This is a genomic window from Candidatus Andeanibacterium sp., from assembly GCF_057143545.1.
On the sequence record NZ_DBNHSF010000007.1, the window covers coordinates 1 to 14663 of the forward strand.

Genomic DNA, 14663 nt, shown 5'->3' on the forward strand with positions numbered 1-14663 from the left:
ATGATGCCAGCCTCGTGATGGCAGGCAACCTGATCACCGCCCATGCGGATTTGCGCGAGCCCCGCAGCGACCGGATCGTGACCCGGGCGGATATCGAACACGATCTCGGCACCCAGCAGGGGCAGGCGCGGCTCACGCTTGCCGGATTGCAGTTCGACGACCGGCTCCAGCCCGATACGATTTCCGATATCGCGCTGGGCCTGGTTGCCAACGTCTATGGCCGGGTCGACGGTTGGGGCTCGATCGTATGGGACGCGGACCGGGTGACCAGCACCGGCGAGTTTTCCACCGATGACCTCGATTTCGCCGCCGCATTCGGTCCGGTCGAAGGCGTTTCAGGGGTAATCGAATTCACCGACCTGCTCGGCTTCGTTACCGCTCCGGAGCAAGTCCTGACTATCAACTCCTTCAATCCCGGCATCGAGGTCGAACGCGGCAACCTGACCTACGAATTGCGGCCCGGTTACGAGATGGTCATCCACGGCGGTGCGTGGCCCTTCCTCGGCGGATCGCTGCTTCTCGAGCCGACGACCACCATGCTGACCACCAGCGATGAGCGGCGCTATACCCTGCGGCTGATCGGCATCAACGCCGGGATGTTCGTCCAGCGGATGGATCTTGCGAATATCAGCGCGACAGGGACGTTTGACGGGCGGGTTCCACTACATTTCGACGAAGACGGCGGCAGGCTGGTTGGAGGGACGCTTGAATCCCGGCCCCCCGGCGGCAATCTCGCCTATGTCGGTGCGCTGACCTACGAAGACATGCACCCGATGGCCAAATTCGCCTTCGATGCGCTGCGCTCGCTCGACTACCGGAAGATGGAAGTCTTCCTCAACGGGCCGTTGCAGGGCGAGATCGTCACCCAGGTCAGGTTCGATGGAATCCAGCAGGGTTCCGGCGCCCGGCAGAACATCATCACCCGGCAGATCGCCAGGGTCCCGGTCAGGTTCAACGTCAATATCAGGGCCCCGTTCTACAAGCTCATCACTTCGATCAAGACCATGTACGACCCCGCCTATGTCGCCGACCCGCGTGAAGTCGGATTGCTGGACGAGAGCGGCAATCCGGTCGAGCGGCCGGTTTTCAGCCGAATGCGAGCCATCAGGCCGCCCGATCTTCCCGAAGCTGAAACCGGCGATGAAGCACGCATTCAGCCTTACGAAAGCGAGAATTGATCATGGTGTCACGCAAATTGACCTCCCGAGCAGGCTCGGCGCATAAGGTGCCGATGGAACTGTTGAGACCAGGACGCGCGGGGGTGATGATGTTGGCAGGGCCATTGGCCCTGACGGGCTGCATCACGATCAACGCGCCGGAAGATGCGATCGTGATCGAGCTCAACATCAACATCACGCAGGAAGTGGTTTATCGTCTGGCGGCAGATGCCGAAGACATGATCGAAGAGAACGCGGACATATTCTGAGCGAGACCGAGATGAAACTATCGATGTTAAAGCGCACGATCCTAGCAAGCGCCCTTGCCGGCCTTGCCTTGTCCGGAATCGGCATCGCCGCCTACGCCCAGCGCGACCCTGCTTATGAATCCGCCCGGGCAAGCGGCAGGGTGGGCGAACAGATGGACGGCTATCTCGGTATTGTCGGCAACGAAACGCCGGACCTCACAAAGCTTGTCGCCGACATCAATATCAAGCGCCGCGCCATCTATACCGAGCGTGCGCAACAGGCGACTCCGCCGGCCACGCTCGAGGAATTTGCCTTTACTTCCGGATGTGTCGCGATCGAAAGGACCGTTCCGGGCGAGATGTACCAGGCCTATTCCACCCGGACGTGGAAACAGCGGACCGCCGCGGCGCCAGATCGCGATCCGCGCTGCCCCTGACAGCCCCGATATTGCACTGCACAAGCCGAGCTTGATGCATGGCAACACCCTCCATGTTGACTCGCCTGTCGCCCGCCCTTAAGGGCGGCGCGTCACCGGCCGGACTGCTTCTGGCCGCGCATAGCTGATCCTTCGAGGCGACTGAATCCATCGTGTCCGACGAGCCCAAAAACGCACCGATTGGCCCAGCAAGCCAAGGGGACCCCAATATCGGTTCCCTCGAGGAACGGATCGCGGTTGCGCGCAAGGCCGAGGATGCGCGGCTGGCGCGCGACCACAAGCCATTGCGGGACGGACAGGCAACCGGGATGCAGGTCGTTTCGACGATGGTCGGCTATCCCCTCGGCGGAATCCTCATCGGCCTGTTTCTCGACAACGTGATCGGCACCTTGCCATGGATCACTATCGCATTGATGTTCATCGCTTTCATCGGGGCATGTATCCACGTCATGCGGATGATTAACAAGCCCGCCGAATAAGCTCCAGACAGACCGGAAAGTTACGAAATTGGCAGCGCCGTCCATTGATCCGATGCACCAGTTCCAGATCGCTCCGATCGGTAGCGAAACGCTGGCTGTCAGCCCGTTCCAGTTCACCAATTCCGCGCTGTGGATGCTGATCGTCCTTACGGTGATCCTGGCTTTCATGTGGGGCGGGACGCGCCGCCAGCTCGTACCCGGCCGCTGGCAGGCCGCGGTCGAGATGCTGACGGGCTTTGTCGACAACATCACCCGTGAAAGCATTGGCAAGGAAGGGCGGAGATACCTGCCATGGGTGTTCACCGCCTTTGTCTTCATCCTGACCGCGAACTGGATAGGGGCAATGCCGTTCGCGATCGTCGGTCCGCATCCTTTCACCGTTACGAGCCATTTTTCGGTCACCGGGATGATGTCGATCATAAGCTTTGCGATCGTGCTCGGGGTCGGTTTCTGGACCCACGGAGTGAAGTTCTTCACGCTGTTCGTCCCGCACGGGACACCGCTGGTGATGAAGGTCTTCATCGCCCCGGTCGAGTTCATCAGCTTTCTTGTCCGTCCGTTCAGCCTCGGGCTTCGTCCGTTCATCGCCATGTTTGCCGGCCACGTCCTGCTCGACGTGTTCGGAAATTTCGTGGTCCAGGGTCTCAATGCCGGAGGTGCGATGGGCTATGGGATCGGTGCCCTTGCGTTCGTATTCGTGATCTTCGTGAATGCGCTGGAGCTGCTTGTCGGAGCGATCCAGGCATTCGTCTTTGCCTTGCTGACTGCCCTTTACATCAATGATGCGGTCAATCTTCACTAAAATTTCAAGTCCTTATCCAACGGAGTTAGAACAATGGAACTTTCTTCTGCACAGGTTATCGGCGCGGGCGTCGCGGCGATCGGCGTGGGCGCTGCGGCGGCCGGCGTGGGTTACGTCTTCGGCTCGTTCCTGCAGGGCGCATTGCGCAATCCGGGAGCCGCGGGCGGCCAGACCGGCACGCTCTATATCGGCTTCGCTGCTGCCGAACTGCTTGGCCTGATGGCCTTTGCCGTGGCGATGATCATCCTTTACGCTCCGCCGGCCGCCTGATCGCCTTCATAGCTTTCGCCATTCGGCGACAGGTCCTTCCTTTCAGTGAGCTGGTGACACATGCCTCAGCTATCGCAACTCGCTCTCGTTTATCAGTCGCAGTGGTTCTGGCTGCTGCTGGTATTGGGTGTGATCTACTTCTTCGTCGGCCGCGGGATCGTGCCCAAGGTCGAAGCGACGGTCGACGCGCGCGACGCGAAGATCGCCGAGGATCTTGCCGAGGCCCAGCGCCTGCAGGACGAGGCAGAGGCGAGCGAGGCGGCCTGGCGGACAAGGATGGACGAGGCCCATGCCGAAGGGCAGGACCTGTCGGCCAAGGCCAGGGACAAGGCGGCCAAGGATGTCGAAAAGGTCCTGGCCAAGGCGGATTCGGAAGTCGCCGCCAGGATCGAAGCGGCCGAGCAGGCGCTGGCGGACGCCCGCGCTTCCGCGCTGGCCGAGATCGAGGAAGTCGCGACTGAGGCCGCGCGCGCAATCGTCGCAAAGCTGACCGGCGCCAGCGTCGCCGAAGCCGAAGCGCGCAAGGCCGTGGCGGGAGCGATGGGCAATGTTTGAGCTCCTTGCCGCAGCAGGACATGCCGCCGGAGAGGCGGAACAGCACGCCGAAAATGCGGCGTTCGGCATTTCCTTCCTGACGCCCGGCTTCTTTGTCGCGCTGGCGATGATCGTGGTCATCCTGATCATGCTGCGCGCGGGAGTGCCGCGGATTATCGCCGGTATCCTAGATTCACGGATCGCCGAGATCAGGAAGGCGCTCGACGAAGCGGCCAAGCTGCGCGAGGAAGCAGAGGCGCTCAAGGCCAGCTACGAGAAGAAGACCAAGCAGGCCGACAAGGACATCGCCGAGATCAAGGCGAGCGCGGAGCAGCAGGCCAAGGCGATCGTCGCCAAGGCAAAAAAGGATGCGAAGGACCTCGTCGCCCGGCGTCAGGCGATTGCGGAAGAGAAGATCGCTGCCGCCGAGCGCGCCGCGGTCGAGGAATTGCGCGAAACAGCGGCCAAGGCTGCCGCCGCCGCCGCCCGCCAGCTGATTGCCGAGAAGCATACCGCCGCCGCCGACCAGGAACTGGTCGATCGGTCGATCTCGTCGATCTGATTCCCGCCCAAGACTAACTTGCTTGCGGCAGGGACCATTCCTGCGGCACAAGCCGTGCCTGATCGATATTCCAGGAGAGACGAGATGAAGGTTGCAGTGCTGGGTGCGAGCGGCAAGGGCGGTTCGGAGATCACCAAGGAACTGGTGTCGCGCGGGCATGAGGTCGTGGCGATCGCGCGCAATGCCGACAAGCTGCCGTCGGGCGAGGGGATCACGCCCGTTGAGGGCGACGCGTCGGACGCCGATGCGCTGGCAGGCCTGATCAAAGGGGTCGATGCGGTGATCAGCGCAGTCCATTTCGACATTCCCGCTTCGACCCTGCTCGGCGCGGTCAAGCGGGCCGGTGTCAACCGCCTGCTGGTGATGGGCGGCGCGGCCAGCCTCAAGGGCGCTGACGGCCAGATGCTCTTCGATTCCCCGCATTTCCCCGAGAACTTGAAGCCGATCGTCAAACCGGCGATCGATTTCCTCCAGGACCTGCGGAACGAGACCGAGACCGACTGGACCTTCTTCTCGCCTGCCATGGTGATCTTCGAAGGCCCGCGCATGGGCCCGGGCAGCTTCCGGCTGGGCAAGGACGAGCTCGTCACCGATGCCAATGGCGACAGCAAGATCAGCTATGCCGATTATGCGATCGCGATGGTCGACGAACTCGAACAGCACAACCATTCGCGCAGCCGCTTCACCGTGGCGTATTAAGGCTCAGAAATTGTCCTTCGCTGCCCTGAGCGCGGCGAAGGTCGCCACCGCATCGCCGAGCTTCCCATCGCTTTGGGCCCAGCGCGCCTGTATCGCCGGGTCGTCCGCGCGGAGGAAGGGATTCGCTTCGAGTTCCTTCGCCAGCGTGGTCGGCACGGTCCATTCGCCGCGCGCCCGCTTCTCTGCCACCTCGCGGGCATAATCGGCCAGCGGCGCATTTTCGGGATCGGCATGGAGCGCGAATCTGGCGTTCGACGCGGTGTATTCATGCGCGCAATAGAGCCGCGTCTCGGGCGGGAGCGCCTTGATCCGCGAGAGGCTCGCCCAGAATTGCGACGGCGAGCCCTCGAACATCCGCCCGCAACCGAGCGCAAAAACGCTGTCGCCGACAAACGCCACGCCAGCTTCGGGCAGGTGATAGGCGATATGGCCCAGCGTGTGCCCGCCGACATCGATCACCCGTGCGGTAAAGCTTCCGAGCGAGACCGTGTCGCCCTGGCCGACGGTGCGGTCGACCCCGCGGATCTTCGGCGCATCCACTTCGGGTGCGGTAATCACGCAGCCGGTCTGTTCCTTGATCGCCTCGTTCCCGCCGGCATGATCGGGGTGCCAATGGGTGTTCCAGATCTGGGTGATGGTCCAGCCCTTCGCCTCGGCCTCGCGGAGGTATGCATCGGCGTCGGGCGTATCGATGCAGGCCGTCTCGCCCGATGCCGGATCGTGGGCCAGGAAGCCGTAATTGTCGGCGAGACAGGGGAATTGGTGGACTTCGAGCGTCATTCGGTGTTGCTGCCCCTTCCGCGATCGTAATGGCTGGTTCCTTCGGGCAGGGTAATCCAGCGGTGCCGCACCTCCTCGTAGACCGAGATCCTGGGCGGCGGAAATGACGGATCGGAGATACACCCGACGGTGATCCCGAACAGTTCGGGAAAGCGTTCGACCTTTACGTAGAGCGAGCTGCCGCAGCGCGGGCAGAAGCCGTTGGTGAGGGTCGCCCCGGTATCGGTCGGGCGGGAATATTCGCGGGATTCTCCCTCGATCACGACCTCGTTCTCGAGGAAATAGGCGACATAGCCGAACGGCGAGCCGCTGCGCTTCTGGCAGGAAGTACAGTGACAGGCGATCCTCATCGGCTCCGCGCCATCCTCGATCGTCGCGGATAGCTGGCCACATTGGCACGCGGCTCTCATGCACGCACCCTACTCCCGGAGCGGTGAGTAGGAAAGGCCCGCCTGGATCGTTCCGGGCGGGCCTTGCCAAGTCCAATCGAAGGTCGAACGAAACCTACTTCTTGCTGTCGTCCTTCTTGAGCGCTTCGCCCAGGATGTCGCCCAGCGAGGCCCCCGAATCCGACGATCCGAACTGTGCCACGGCTTCCTTCTCTTCGGCGATCTGGCGCGCCTTGATCGAGAAGTTGGGCTTCTTCGAACGGTCGAACCCGGTCACCATGGCGTCGATCTTCTGGCCGACCTGGAAGCGGTCGGGCCGCTGTTCGTCGCGGTCGCGGCCAAGGTCGCTGCGCTTGATGAAGCCGGTCGCACCGTCTTCGCCGACCTGCACCTCGAGCCCGCCGTCACGCACTTCGAGAACCGTGACGGTGACCACCTGGTTGCGCTTGAGGCCGCTCGCGGCCGCTGCGCCACCGGCGGTGGGCGCGCCCTTTTCAAGCTGCTTCATGCCGAGACTGATGCGTTCCTTTTCGGTGTCGACATCGAGCACGATCGCCTTGACCATCTCGCCCTTGCGGTGGAGCGCCAATGCGTCTTCGCCCGAAATGCCCCAGGCGATATCCGACATGTGGACCATGCCGTCGACGTCGCCATCGAGCCCGATGAACAGGCCGAATTCGGTGGCGTTCTTGACTTCGCCCTCGACTTCGCTGCCGACCGGGTGCTTCTCGGCGAATGCTTCCCACGGATTCTGCTGGGCCTGCTTGAGGCCGAGCGAGATGCGGCGCTTGTCGGCATCGACTTCGAGCACGATCACATCCACTTCCTGGCTGGTCGAAACGATCTTGCCCGGATGGACGTTCTTCTTGGTCCAGCTCATTTCCGAGACATGGACCAGGCCCTCGATGCCGGCTTCGAGTTCGACGAAGGCGCCATATTCGGTGATGTTGGTGACTGTGCCGGAGAGCTTGGCGCCGATCGGGTATTTGGCTTCGACGCCGTCCCACGGATCGCTTTCAAGCTGCTTCATGCCGAGCGAGATGCGCTGCGTGTCTTCGTTGATGCGGACGATCTGCACCTTCACCGTGTCGCCGATATTGATGACTTCGCTCGGGTGGTTGACCCGCTTGTAGCTCATGTCGGTGACGTGAAGCAGGCCGTCGATTCCGCCGAGGTCGACGAAGGCGCCGTAATCGGTGATGTTCTTGACGACGCCGTCGATCACCTGGCCTTCGGAAAGCTGGTCGATCAGCTCGCTGCGCTGTTCGGCGCGGGTTTCCTCGAGCACCGCACGGCGCGAGACCACGATATTGCCGCGGCGGCGGTCCATCTTGAGGATCTGGAACGGCTGCGGCATGTCCATCAGCGGGCCGACATCGCGCACCGGGCGGATATCGACCTGCGAGCCGGGGAGGAAGGCCACGGCACCGTCGAGATCGACCGTGAAGCCGCCCTTCACGCGGCCGAAGATGCGGCCTTCGACGCGCTTGCCTTCGCCGAATTCGCTCTCGAGCTTGTCCCAGGCGGCTTCGCGGCGGGCGCGGTCGCGGCTGAGCATCGCTTCGCCGTCGGCATTCTCGACGCGGTCGACGAAGACTTCGACTTCATCGCCGACGGACAGGCCATGGTCGCCGCCATGGGCGAATTCCCTGAGCGGGACGCGGCCTTCGCTCTTGAGGCCGACATCGATCACGGCCTTGTCGTTTTCGATTGCGGTGACGGTGCCTTTTACGACGCGGCCTTCAAAACCGCCGTCTGCTTCGTCGCCGAATTGTTGGTTGAGGAGCGCTTCGAAATCGGCGCGCGATGGATTAGCCGAAGAGGCCATTTGTCAATTTCCCAATACTGTCATTTCCGGCCACCGGTTTTACCGGGGTCTTTACCCGTCTCCGAACACCATTGTCCGGGCCAACGGGGCAAGAGGGCCGATGCCGTGCGGGGCCGAATGCCGACGCCCGGGTCCTTTCAATCAGGAGATTGCGAGAACGCGCGCGCCCTAGGCGAGGATTGGCGGAAACGCAAGGGATTTCGGGTTCGAAGCTGAACGGAGGGCAACAGGGTAACACAGCCCAGGAAAAGAAAAGCGGGATGGGCGACGGGAGCGATGAATTCACGGTGGGCCGAAGCGTGAAAGGTTATCCTCCGCATTTGCTCTTAGTGCGGATTGCCGGGCCTGTAGGACAGCGAAATATCTGCCGGCAGTCCGGGGTGGCCATCGGGAAAATTTGTCGCCCGCCTTCAATCTCCATGAAATCTCCAAGCTTGGCAGTCTTGCCTGCTCTATCAAGACAAGCTGTCAGAACAGGAGAATGGCCATGACAGCTACCATCGAAACGAGGCGCTTCGACCAGCCCGACCAGTTGCTCGACATGAAGCAGGCCGGCGGGATTTCCATCGTCCGGACCGGTGCCGGAACGACCGGTATGCACGCCATATTCGAGCCCGGATGGACCTGGGAAAAGGACGAGAAGCCGCTGCTTGGTTCGCCGGATTCCTGCCCGATGCACCATACGGGCTATTGCATCGGCGGCGAGCTCGTCGTGCGCATGGTCGAGACGGGTGCGGAGATCACGATCAGGAAGGGCGACTTTTTCGAGATTCCGCCCGGGCACGACGGCTATGTCAAAGGCTCCGAGCGGGTCGAGCTGATATTGTTCGCACCGCCCGAGCACCAGCATTAGAGCCAGCAGCGGCTCACCGCCGATCCGCTAGTCCAGCCCGAGCGCCTGCTCGACCCGTTCGATTGCCGCCAACGCAGCCTCGTCGCGTTCCATTTCCGAGGTATCGAGCAGGATCGCATCATCGGCGGCGATGAGCGGGGCGTCCTTGCGGGCGCGGTCGCGCCGGTCGCGGATGGCGAGGTCGCGCTCGATGTCCTCCAGCTCCACGGCGATGTCGCGGTCGCGCATTTCAAGGAAGCGGCGCATCGCGCGCACTTCGACATCGGCAGTGACATAGAGCTTCACATGCGCATCGGGTGCAATCACCGTGCCGATGTCGCGCCCGTCGAGCACCGCGCCGCCGGGCTGGGTGGCGAACGCCCGCTGGCGTTCGTACAGCGCCTGGCGCACGCCCGGATGGACCGAGACGCGGCTGGCAAACCCGCCGCTCACTTCACTGCGCAATTCGGGATCGCTGAGCAGGCTGTCGGGGAAGTGGGTGGCGGCAAGCGCGTCATCGGGATTGTCCGGATCGCCGCCATTGAGCGCCACCTGCCGCCCGACCGCGCGGTAGAGCAGGCCGGTATCCATATGTGGCAGGCCGAAGCGCGCGGCGAGTGCGCGGGCAATGGTGCCCTTGCCCGAGGCAGTGGGGCCGTCGACGGCGATGATCATTTGAACGTATCCTTCAGACGAGCCCTTTGACGTTCACTTCGCTTCCATTTCATGTGAAGTAGGAAACAGGCCAACGAAGCAAAGAATGCCCTGCTAATGGCATCGAAGGGTGTCAGCGGTCCTTTCCCCCAAACTGCATAAGTGCCGAAAGAGATGCCAAAAATCAGCGCGAAGGCGATGAGCCGCTTTAGCATCACGCCTTTCCCCGTTTCATAAGTGCGACCGTAAGGCCGACCAGCGCGATCACCATCCAGATCGCTTCGAGCACCAAGGCCGGAAGGTTGGTGTTCACCAGCAGGGATGCCACAAGCAGGCCGGCGCCGACGAGGTTCATCCCATGGTAGAGAAACTGGTTCTGCGCTTTCGCCAGCGTCACATAGGCATAGGCGGCGATGATCAATCCCATGCCGAGAAAGCCGACATAATTAGCGGCTTCGGGGCTCATCCCGCCAGCCCATCCAGCAGCGCTTCGAAATTGGGGAAGCTGGTGGCGATCGGGCGCGTGTCGTCGACTTCGACCCCGTCGCGGCTTGCAAGACCCGCCACCGCCATCGACATCGCGATCCGGTGGTCGAGATGGGTGGTGACGGGCGCAGCGTTGCCCGGCAGGGGCTCTCCGCCGGTCCCGTCGATCACCAGCCCGTCCGCGTTTTCCTCGACCCGCGCGCCCGCGCTGGTGAGCGCGGCGGCCATCACCGCGATCCGGTCGCTCTCCTTGACCCGCAATTCCTCGAGCCCGCTGGTGGTCGTGCGCCCTTCGGCCAGGCTCGCCGCGACGAACAGCGCCGGGAATTCGTCGATCATGCTCGGCGCAATCGCGGGATCGACTGCGATTCCCTTGAGCGGGCTGTGCGAGACCCTGAGATCCGCGACCGGCTCGCCGCCGACTTCGCGGCGGTTCGCTTCCTCGATCCGGCCGCCCATGTCGCGCAGCACCTGGATCAGCCCGGCGCGGGTCGGGTTGAGGCCGACATTTTCGATCAGGATTTCGCTCCCCGGAACGATCAGCGCGGCGACGATGAAGAACGCCGCCGACGAGGGATCGCCCGGCACCTCGATCTGCTGCGGCTTGAGCTCGGCCTCGCCGCGCAGCTTGATCACGCGTTCCCCGCCTTCCTCTTCGACCCACAATTCCGCGCCGAAGCCGGTCAGCATCCGCTCGGTGTGGTCGCGGGTCGGGACCGGTTCGATCACCGTGGTCACGCCCGGCGTGTTGAGCCCGGCAAGCAGCACCGCGCTCTTCACCTGCGCGCTCGCCACCGGCAGCCGGTAGGAAATCGGCACGGCCGGGCAGATGCCGCGTTCGGTGAGCGGCAGGGTGCCGCCTTCGGAGGCATCGAACGCCGCGCCCATGGTCGAAAGCGGGTCGATCACGCGGCCCATCGGGCGCTTCGAGAGGCTCGCATCGCCGATGAATTGCGCGGTGATCGGATGGCTCGCGACCAGCCCCATCAGCAGCCGGGTGGAGGTCCCGCTATTGCCCATGTCGAGCGGCCCTGCGGGCTGGAGCAAGCCGCCGACGCCGACACCATGGACGCTCCAGCCGCCATCGGCCTTGCGCTCGACGGTCGCGCCCATTGCCCGCATCGCGGCGGCGGTCGCCATCACGTCCTCGCCTTCGAGCAGGCCGGTGATCCGCGTTTCGCCCACCGCCAGCGCGCCGAACATCACCGAGCGGTGGCTGATCGACTTGTCGCCCGGGACGCGAATCGTCCCGCGCAGGGGCCCCGACCGCATGACTCGGCGTGGATGCATCTGGTTGGGGTCGGCGTGTGACAAGGCTTGCTTTCCGGTTGGGTGCTGCTATTCGCGCGCGGCTTTTGACAGCGCCTTTGCCCTATGGCAAGGCGCGCCACCCGATGCGGTGAGGGTGCTTGATTCTCGCCCCTTCAATACCCATCAACCGACGAGTTTTTGCCTGCCCCAGCGGCAGGAGCAGATTGAGGATTTTCTATGGTCAAGCCTGAATGGGGTACCAAGCGCAGCTGCCCCAAATGCGGCACCCGCTTCTACGATCTCGGCACCGACGAACCCGTGAGCTGCATCGAATGCGGCAATCAGTGGTATCCCGAGCCGGTGCTCAAGTCGAAGCAGCCGATTCCGTTCGAGGAAGAGAAAGAGAAGAAAGTCGACGAGGAAGCGGATGCCGATCTCGCCGATGACGATCTCGAGGAGGATCTCGAGGATATCGACGAGCACGGGGATTCGCCCGACAACGATGTCGACCTCGGCGGCGATGACGATCTCGGTGTGGCCGGTGCCGCCGAAAGCGACGAGGAAGAGAGCTAAAACACTTGCGGAATCGCGGGTCTGCCCATAAAGGGCGGCCCTCCCGCAAGGGATGCGCCCCCCAAGGCGCATGACATGAATGGACCGGGGCCGTAGCTCAGCTGGGAGAGCGCTACAATGGCATTGTAGAGGTCAGGGGTTCGATCCCCCTCGGCTCCACCATTCGAAAGAAATGCGAATGGCTTCGCCTCGGACTTTGTCCAATTGGGGCTCCACCATTCGAACTGAAAAAGTCGGATTTCGTTTAGAGATTCGCACGCTGGCCGACGAGGTTTCGTCCGCCGGCGTTTTTGGCATTTAACAGGTCTTTTTGGCCTGTGAAGGAGTAGGCAAGGGCGATGTTCGAGAGCTTGTCAGACCGGCTTGGCGGCGTGTTCGATCGCTTGCGCGGCCGTGGCGCGCTCAGGGAAGACGATGTCCGCGCGGCCATGCGCGAAGTTCGCGTCGCCCTGCTCGAAGCCGACGTCGCCCTGCCGGTGGTCCGCCGGTTCGTCGATGCGGTTACCGAAAAGGCGGTTGGCCAGGAAGTGCTGCGCTCGGTCACGCCCGGCCAGCAGGTGGTCAAGATCGTCAACGATGCGCTGGTCGAGATGCTCGGCGGAGCCGAGGGCGATGGGCAGGCGGCCGAACTCGATCTCAAAGCGATCCCGCCGGTCGTGATCATGATGGTCGGCCTGCAGGGCTCGGGCAAGACCACGACCACCGCCAAGATCGCGAAGCTGCTGAAAGACAAGCAGGGCAAGAAGGTGATGATGGCGTCGCTCGACGTCAATCGCCCGGCGGCGCAGGAACAGCTGGCGGTGCTGGGCGAGCAGGTCGAGGTCGCGACCCTGCCGATCGTCGCCGGCCAGCAACCGACCGAGATTGCCACCCGCGCGCTGCAGGCGGCCAAACTCCAGGCGGCCGACGTGCTGCTGCTCGACACCGCCGGACGGCTGCATGTGGACGATGCGCTGATGGCCGAGATGAAGGCGGTCGCGGCGATCTCGAAGCCGACCGAAATGCTGCTGGTGGTCGATTCGCTGACCGGCCAGGACGCGGTCAATGTCGCGCAGAGCTTTGCGGGCGAAGTCGACCTCACCGGCGTGGTCCTCACCCGCATGGACGGCGATGCCCGCGGCGGCGCGGCGCTGTCGATGCGCGCGGTCACCGGCAAGCCGATCAAGTTTGCCGGTACGGGCGAGAAGATCGACGCGATCGAAGCCTTTCACCCAGGCCGCGTGGCGAGCCGGATCCTCGGCATGGGCGATGTCGTCTCGCTGGTCGAAAAGGCCGCCGAAACGATCAAGAAGGAAGAAGCCGATCGCCTCGCCGAGCGCATGCTCAAGGGCAAGTTCGATTTGAACGACCTGCGCATGCAGCTCCGGCAAATGCAGAATATGGGCGGGATCGGCATGCTCGCCGGGATGCTGCCGGGCATGAAGAAGGCCAAGGCGGCGATGGCGCAGAGCGGGATGGACGACAAGGTGCTGGTCCATATGGACGCAATCATCGGCTCGATGACGCCGAAGGAGCGCGAACGGCCCGAATTGATGAACGCCAAGCGCAAGCGGCGGGTGGCAGCTGGCTCCGGTACCGATGTGCAGGACGTCAACAAGCTCTTGAAGATGCACCAGGAAATGGGCCGGGCGATGAAGCAGATCAGGAAGATGGGTGGGCTGAAAGGCCTCGCCAGCCTGTTCGGCGGAGGCGGAATGGGCGGTGTCGCGCCGCCCGGAATGGGTGGCGGCGGCCTGCCGGGGCTTGGCGGTCCCGGCCCGGGCCAGCTCCCGGCCGACTTGAACGATTTGATGAAAAAGAAGTGATTTCAGGAAATTACGTTAGAAAGGTAGATTGAAATGGCAATTGCACTGCGTTTGTCGCGCGGCGGCGCGAAGAAGCGGCCCTATTACCGGATCGTTGTGGCGGATAGCCGCAGGGCCCGTGACGGCCGCTATCTCGAGCAGATCGGGATCTACAACCCGCTGCTCGCCAAGGACGACCCGGCCCGCCTCAAGCTCGACGAGGATCGCGCGCGCTACTGGCTCGGCGTCGGCGCGCAGCCGTCCGACCGTGTGGCCCGCTTCCTCGATGCCGCCGGCATCCGCGAGCGTGCCGCGCGCAACAACCCGATCAAGGGCGAACCTGGCCAGGCCGCCAAGGAACGAGCCGAGGAGAAGGCCGCCAAGGCTGCCGCGGCCGAGGAAGCCGCCAACGCTCCGGCCGAGGAAGAAGCGCCGGCTGAGGAAGCGGTGATCGAAGAAGTCGTGGCTGAAGAAGCGGCTGCCGAAGAGGCTCCGGCGGAAGAACCCGCAACCGAAGAAGCACCGGCTGAAGAGACCGCCGCCGAGGAACCGGCTGCGGAGGAAGCCCCGGCCGAGGAAGCTCCCGCAGAAGATTCCCCTGCTGAAGAGGCGCCTGCCGCCGAGGAAGCTTCCGAAGAGAAGTCGGAAGGCTAAACTTGGCGAACGACAAACCCGTCACGCTCGCCGCCATCATTGGCGCACATGGCGTGACGGGCGAAGTTCGCTTGAAGTTGTTCGGGGAGGGCGTTGCGGCGCTCTCCCGCTTCACATCGTTCAACGATGGCGCGCTGACGCTCAAGCAGCTGCGCGACGACGGCAAGGGCGGGGCGATCGCCCGCTTTGCCGAGATTGCCGACCGCAATGCGGCCGAAGCGCTGCGCGGCACCGCGCTGGCGGT

The 14663-nt window shown here is 63.5% G+C and carries 19 protein-coding genes, 1 tRNA gene and 1 pseudogene; 15 read left to right on the forward strand and 6 right to left on the reverse strand.

Translation table 11 applies throughout. The annotated features are described in order from the left end of the window. From AC16XC_RS00355 to AC16XC_RS00395, 9 genes are all read left to right on the forward strand, one after another. Positions 1–1178 (forward strand): intermembrane phospholipid transport protein YdbH family protein (locus AC16XC_RS00355; RefSeq protein ID WP_484032644.1); only part of this gene is annotated, 1178 nt, incomplete at its 5' end. A 53-nt stretch (positions 1179–1231) separates the two neighbouring features. After that, the gene (locus AC16XC_RS00360) at positions 1232–1426 is read left to right on the forward strand and encodes a YnbE family lipoprotein (protein WP_484032645.1); all 195 of its coding nucleotides are present in this window, start codon (positions 1232–1234) and stop codon (positions 1424–1426) included. A 23-nt stretch (positions 1427–1449) separates the two neighbouring features. Beyond that, positions 1450–1842, forward strand: coding sequence for a YdbL family probable chaperone protein (locus tag AC16XC_RS00365; RefSeq protein ID WP_484032646.1), 393 nt, complete (start codon positions 1450–1452; stop codon positions 1840–1842). Between the two features lie 152 nt (positions 1843–1994). Further along, positions 1995–2321, forward strand: a complete 327-nt coding sequence (locus AC16XC_RS00370; protein WP_484032647.1) for an AtpZ/AtpI family protein — start codon at positions 1995–1997, stop codon at positions 2319–2321. 52 nt (positions 2322–2373) lie between these two features. Next, a complete protein-coding gene (locus tag AC16XC_RS00375) occupies positions 2374–3123 on the forward strand; it encodes a F0F1 ATP synthase subunit A (protein WP_484032648.1) in 750 nt (249 codons plus the stop codon). Positions 3124–3156: 33 nt separating this feature from the next. After that, complete coding sequence (locus AC16XC_RS00380) at positions 3157–3393, forward strand: ATP synthase subunit c family protein (RefSeq protein ID WP_484032649.1); 237 nt, start codon at positions 3157–3159, stop codon at positions 3391–3393. Between the two features lie 60 nt (positions 3394–3453). Next, complete coding sequence (locus AC16XC_RS00385) at positions 3454–3948, forward strand: F0F1 ATP synthase subunit B family protein (protein WP_484032650.1); 495 nt, start codon at positions 3454–3456, stop codon at positions 3946–3948. Further along, positions 3941–4489, forward strand: a complete 549-nt coding sequence (locus tag AC16XC_RS00390; protein WP_484032651.1) for a F0F1 ATP synthase subunit B family protein — start codon at positions 3941–3943, stop codon at positions 4487–4489. The genes AC16XC_RS00385 and AC16XC_RS00390 overlap by 8 nt, the downstream gene beginning before the upstream one ends. 84 nt (positions 4490–4573) lie before the next feature. Next, entirely contained in the window at positions 4574–5188 is a 615-nt protein-coding gene (locus AC16XC_RS00395) for an NAD(P)-dependent oxidoreductase (protein WP_484032652.1), read from the forward strand. Between the two features lie 3 nt (positions 5189–5191). Here the strand turns inward: AC16XC_RS00395 and gloB are convergent, their stop codons facing one another. From gloB to rpsA, 3 genes are all read right to left on the reverse strand, one after another. Further along, the gene (gene gloB, locus AC16XC_RS00400) at positions 5192–5968 is read right to left on the reverse strand and encodes a hydroxyacylglutathione hydrolase (protein WP_484032653.1); all 777 of its coding nucleotides are present in this window, start codon (positions 5966–5968) and stop codon (positions 5192–5194) included. Beyond that, positions 5965–6378: a GFA family protein gene (locus AC16XC_RS00405; RefSeq protein WP_484032654.1), complete on the reverse strand. Its 414-nt coding sequence runs from the start codon at positions 6376–6378 to the stop codon at positions 5965–5967. The genes gloB and AC16XC_RS00405 overlap by 4 nt, the downstream gene beginning before the upstream one ends. A 94-nt stretch (positions 6379–6472) precedes the next feature. After that, on the reverse strand, positions 6473–8185 hold the full coding sequence (gene rpsA / locus AC16XC_RS00410; protein ID WP_484032655.1) for a 30S ribosomal protein S1: 1713 nt from the start codon (positions 8183–8185) through the stop codon (positions 6473–6475). Between the two features lie 487 nt (positions 8186–8672). Between rpsA and AC16XC_RS00415 the strand changes: the two genes are divergently transcribed. Further along, positions 8673–9038 carry a cupin domain-containing protein gene (locus AC16XC_RS00415; RefSeq protein ID WP_484032656.1) on the forward strand — a complete coding sequence of 122 codons (366 nt, stop codon included), beginning with the start codon at positions 8673–8675 and terminating at the stop codon, positions 9036–9038. A 27-nt stretch (positions 9039–9065) separates the two neighbouring features. Here the strand turns inward: AC16XC_RS00415 and AC16XC_RS00420 are convergent, their stop codons facing one another. From AC16XC_RS00420 to aroA, 3 genes are all read right to left on the reverse strand, one after another. Further along, positions 9066–9692, reverse strand: a complete 627-nt coding sequence (locus tag AC16XC_RS00420) for a (d)CMP kinase (RefSeq protein ID WP_484032657.1) — start codon at positions 9690–9692, stop codon at positions 9066–9068. Between the two features lie 193 nt (positions 9693–9885). Beyond that, positions 9886–10137, reverse strand: coding sequence for a CBU_0592 family membrane protein (locus AC16XC_RS00425; protein WP_484032658.1), 252 nt, complete (start codon positions 10135–10137; stop codon positions 9886–9888). Next, complete coding sequence (gene aroA / locus AC16XC_RS00430) at positions 10134–11447, reverse strand: 3-phosphoshikimate 1-carboxyvinyltransferase (RefSeq protein WP_484032659.1); 1314 nt, start codon at positions 11445–11447, stop codon at positions 10134–10136. The genes AC16XC_RS00425 and aroA overlap by 4 nt, the downstream gene beginning before the upstream one ends. A 198-nt stretch (positions 11448–11645) precedes the next feature. Here aroA and AC16XC_RS00435 point away from each other — a divergent pair, with 198 nt between their 5' ends. The 5 genes and pseudogenes from AC16XC_RS00435 to AC16XC_RS00455 all read left to right on the forward strand — a co-directional run. Continuing rightward, the gene (locus AC16XC_RS00435; protein ID WP_484032660.1) at positions 11646–11981 is read left to right on the forward strand and encodes a TIGR02300 family protein; all 336 of its coding nucleotides are present in this window, start codon (positions 11646–11648) and stop codon (positions 11979–11981) included. 86 nt (positions 11982–12067) lie between these two features. Next, a tRNA-Ala gene (locus AC16XC_RS00440) sits at positions 12068–12143 on the forward strand. Positions 12144–12319: 176 nt separating this feature from the next. Next, on the forward strand, positions 12320–13786 hold the full coding sequence (ffh, locus tag AC16XC_RS00445; RefSeq protein ID WP_484032661.1) for a signal recognition particle protein: 1467 nt from the start codon (positions 12320–12322) through the stop codon (positions 13784–13786). 33 nt (positions 13787–13819) lie between these two features. Continuing rightward, positions 13820–14281, forward strand: a pseudogene (gene rpsP / locus AC16XC_RS00450) (30S ribosomal protein S16); the annotation flags it as partial. A gap of 140 nt (positions 14282–14421) precedes the next feature. Further along, a partial coding sequence (locus AC16XC_RS00455) for a ribosome maturation factor RimM (protein ID WP_484032662.1) occupies positions 14422–14663 on the forward strand: 242 nt, incomplete at its 3' end.

Bases quoted from the DNA above. Each gene is read 5' to 3' on its own strand.
- AC16XC_RS00360 (WP_484032645.1), top strand. From the start codon at position 1,232: ATGGAACTGTTGAGACCAGGACGCGCGGGGGTGATGATGTTGGCAGGG.
- AC16XC_RS00365 (WP_484032646.1), top strand. From the start codon at position 1,450: ATGTTAAAGCGCACGATCCTAGCAAGCGCCCTTGCCGGCCTTGCCTTG.
- AC16XC_RS00375 (WP_484032648.1), top strand. From the start codon at position 2,374: ATGCACCAGTTCCAGATCGCTCCGATCGGTAGCGAAACGCTGGCTGTC.
- AC16XC_RS00380 (WP_484032649.1), top strand. From the start codon at position 3,157: ATGGAACTTTCTTCTGCACAGGTTATCGGCGCGGGCGTCGCGGCGATC.
- AC16XC_RS00385 (WP_484032650.1), top strand. From the start codon at position 3,454: ATGCCTCAGCTATCGCAACTCGCTCTCGTTTATCAGTCGCAGTGGTTC.
- AC16XC_RS00390 (WP_484032651.1), top strand. From the start codon at position 3,941: ATGTTTGAGCTCCTTGCCGCAGCAGGACATGCCGCCGGAGAGGCGGAA.
- AC16XC_RS00395 (WP_484032652.1), top strand. From the start codon at position 4,574: ATGAAGGTTGCAGTGCTGGGTGCGAGCGGCAAGGGCGGTTCGGAGATC.
- gloB (WP_484032653.1), bottom strand. From the start codon at position 5,968: ATGACGCTCGAAGTCCACCAATTCCCCTGTCTCGCCGACAATTACGGC.
- AC16XC_RS00405 (WP_484032654.1), bottom strand. From the start codon at position 6,378: ATGAGAGCCGCGTGCCAATGTGGCCAGCTATCCGCGACGATCGAGGAT.
- rpsA (WP_484032655.1), bottom strand. From the start codon at position 8,185: ATGGCCTCTTCGGCTAATCCATCGCGCGCCGATTTCGAAGCGCTCCTC.
- AC16XC_RS00415 (WP_484032656.1), top strand. From the start codon at position 8,673: ATGACAGCTACCATCGAAACGAGGCGCTTCGACCAGCCCGACCAGTTG.
- AC16XC_RS00420 (WP_484032657.1), bottom strand. From the start codon at position 9,692: ATGATCATCGCCGTCGACGGCCCCACTGCCTCGGGCAAGGGCACCATT.
- AC16XC_RS00425 (WP_484032658.1), bottom strand. From the start codon at position 10,137: ATGAGCCCCGAAGCCGCTAATTATGTCGGCTTTCTCGGCATGGGATTG.
- aroA (WP_484032659.1), bottom strand. From the start codon at position 11,447: ATGCATCCACGCCGAGTCATGCGGTCGGGGCCCCTGCGCGGGACGATT.
- AC16XC_RS00435 (WP_484032660.1), top strand. From the start codon at position 11,646: ATGGTCAAGCCTGAATGGGGTACCAAGCGCAGCTGCCCCAAATGCGGC.
- ffh (WP_484032661.1), top strand. From the start codon at position 12,320: ATGTTCGAGAGCTTGTCAGACCGGCTTGGCGGCGTGTTCGATCGCTTG.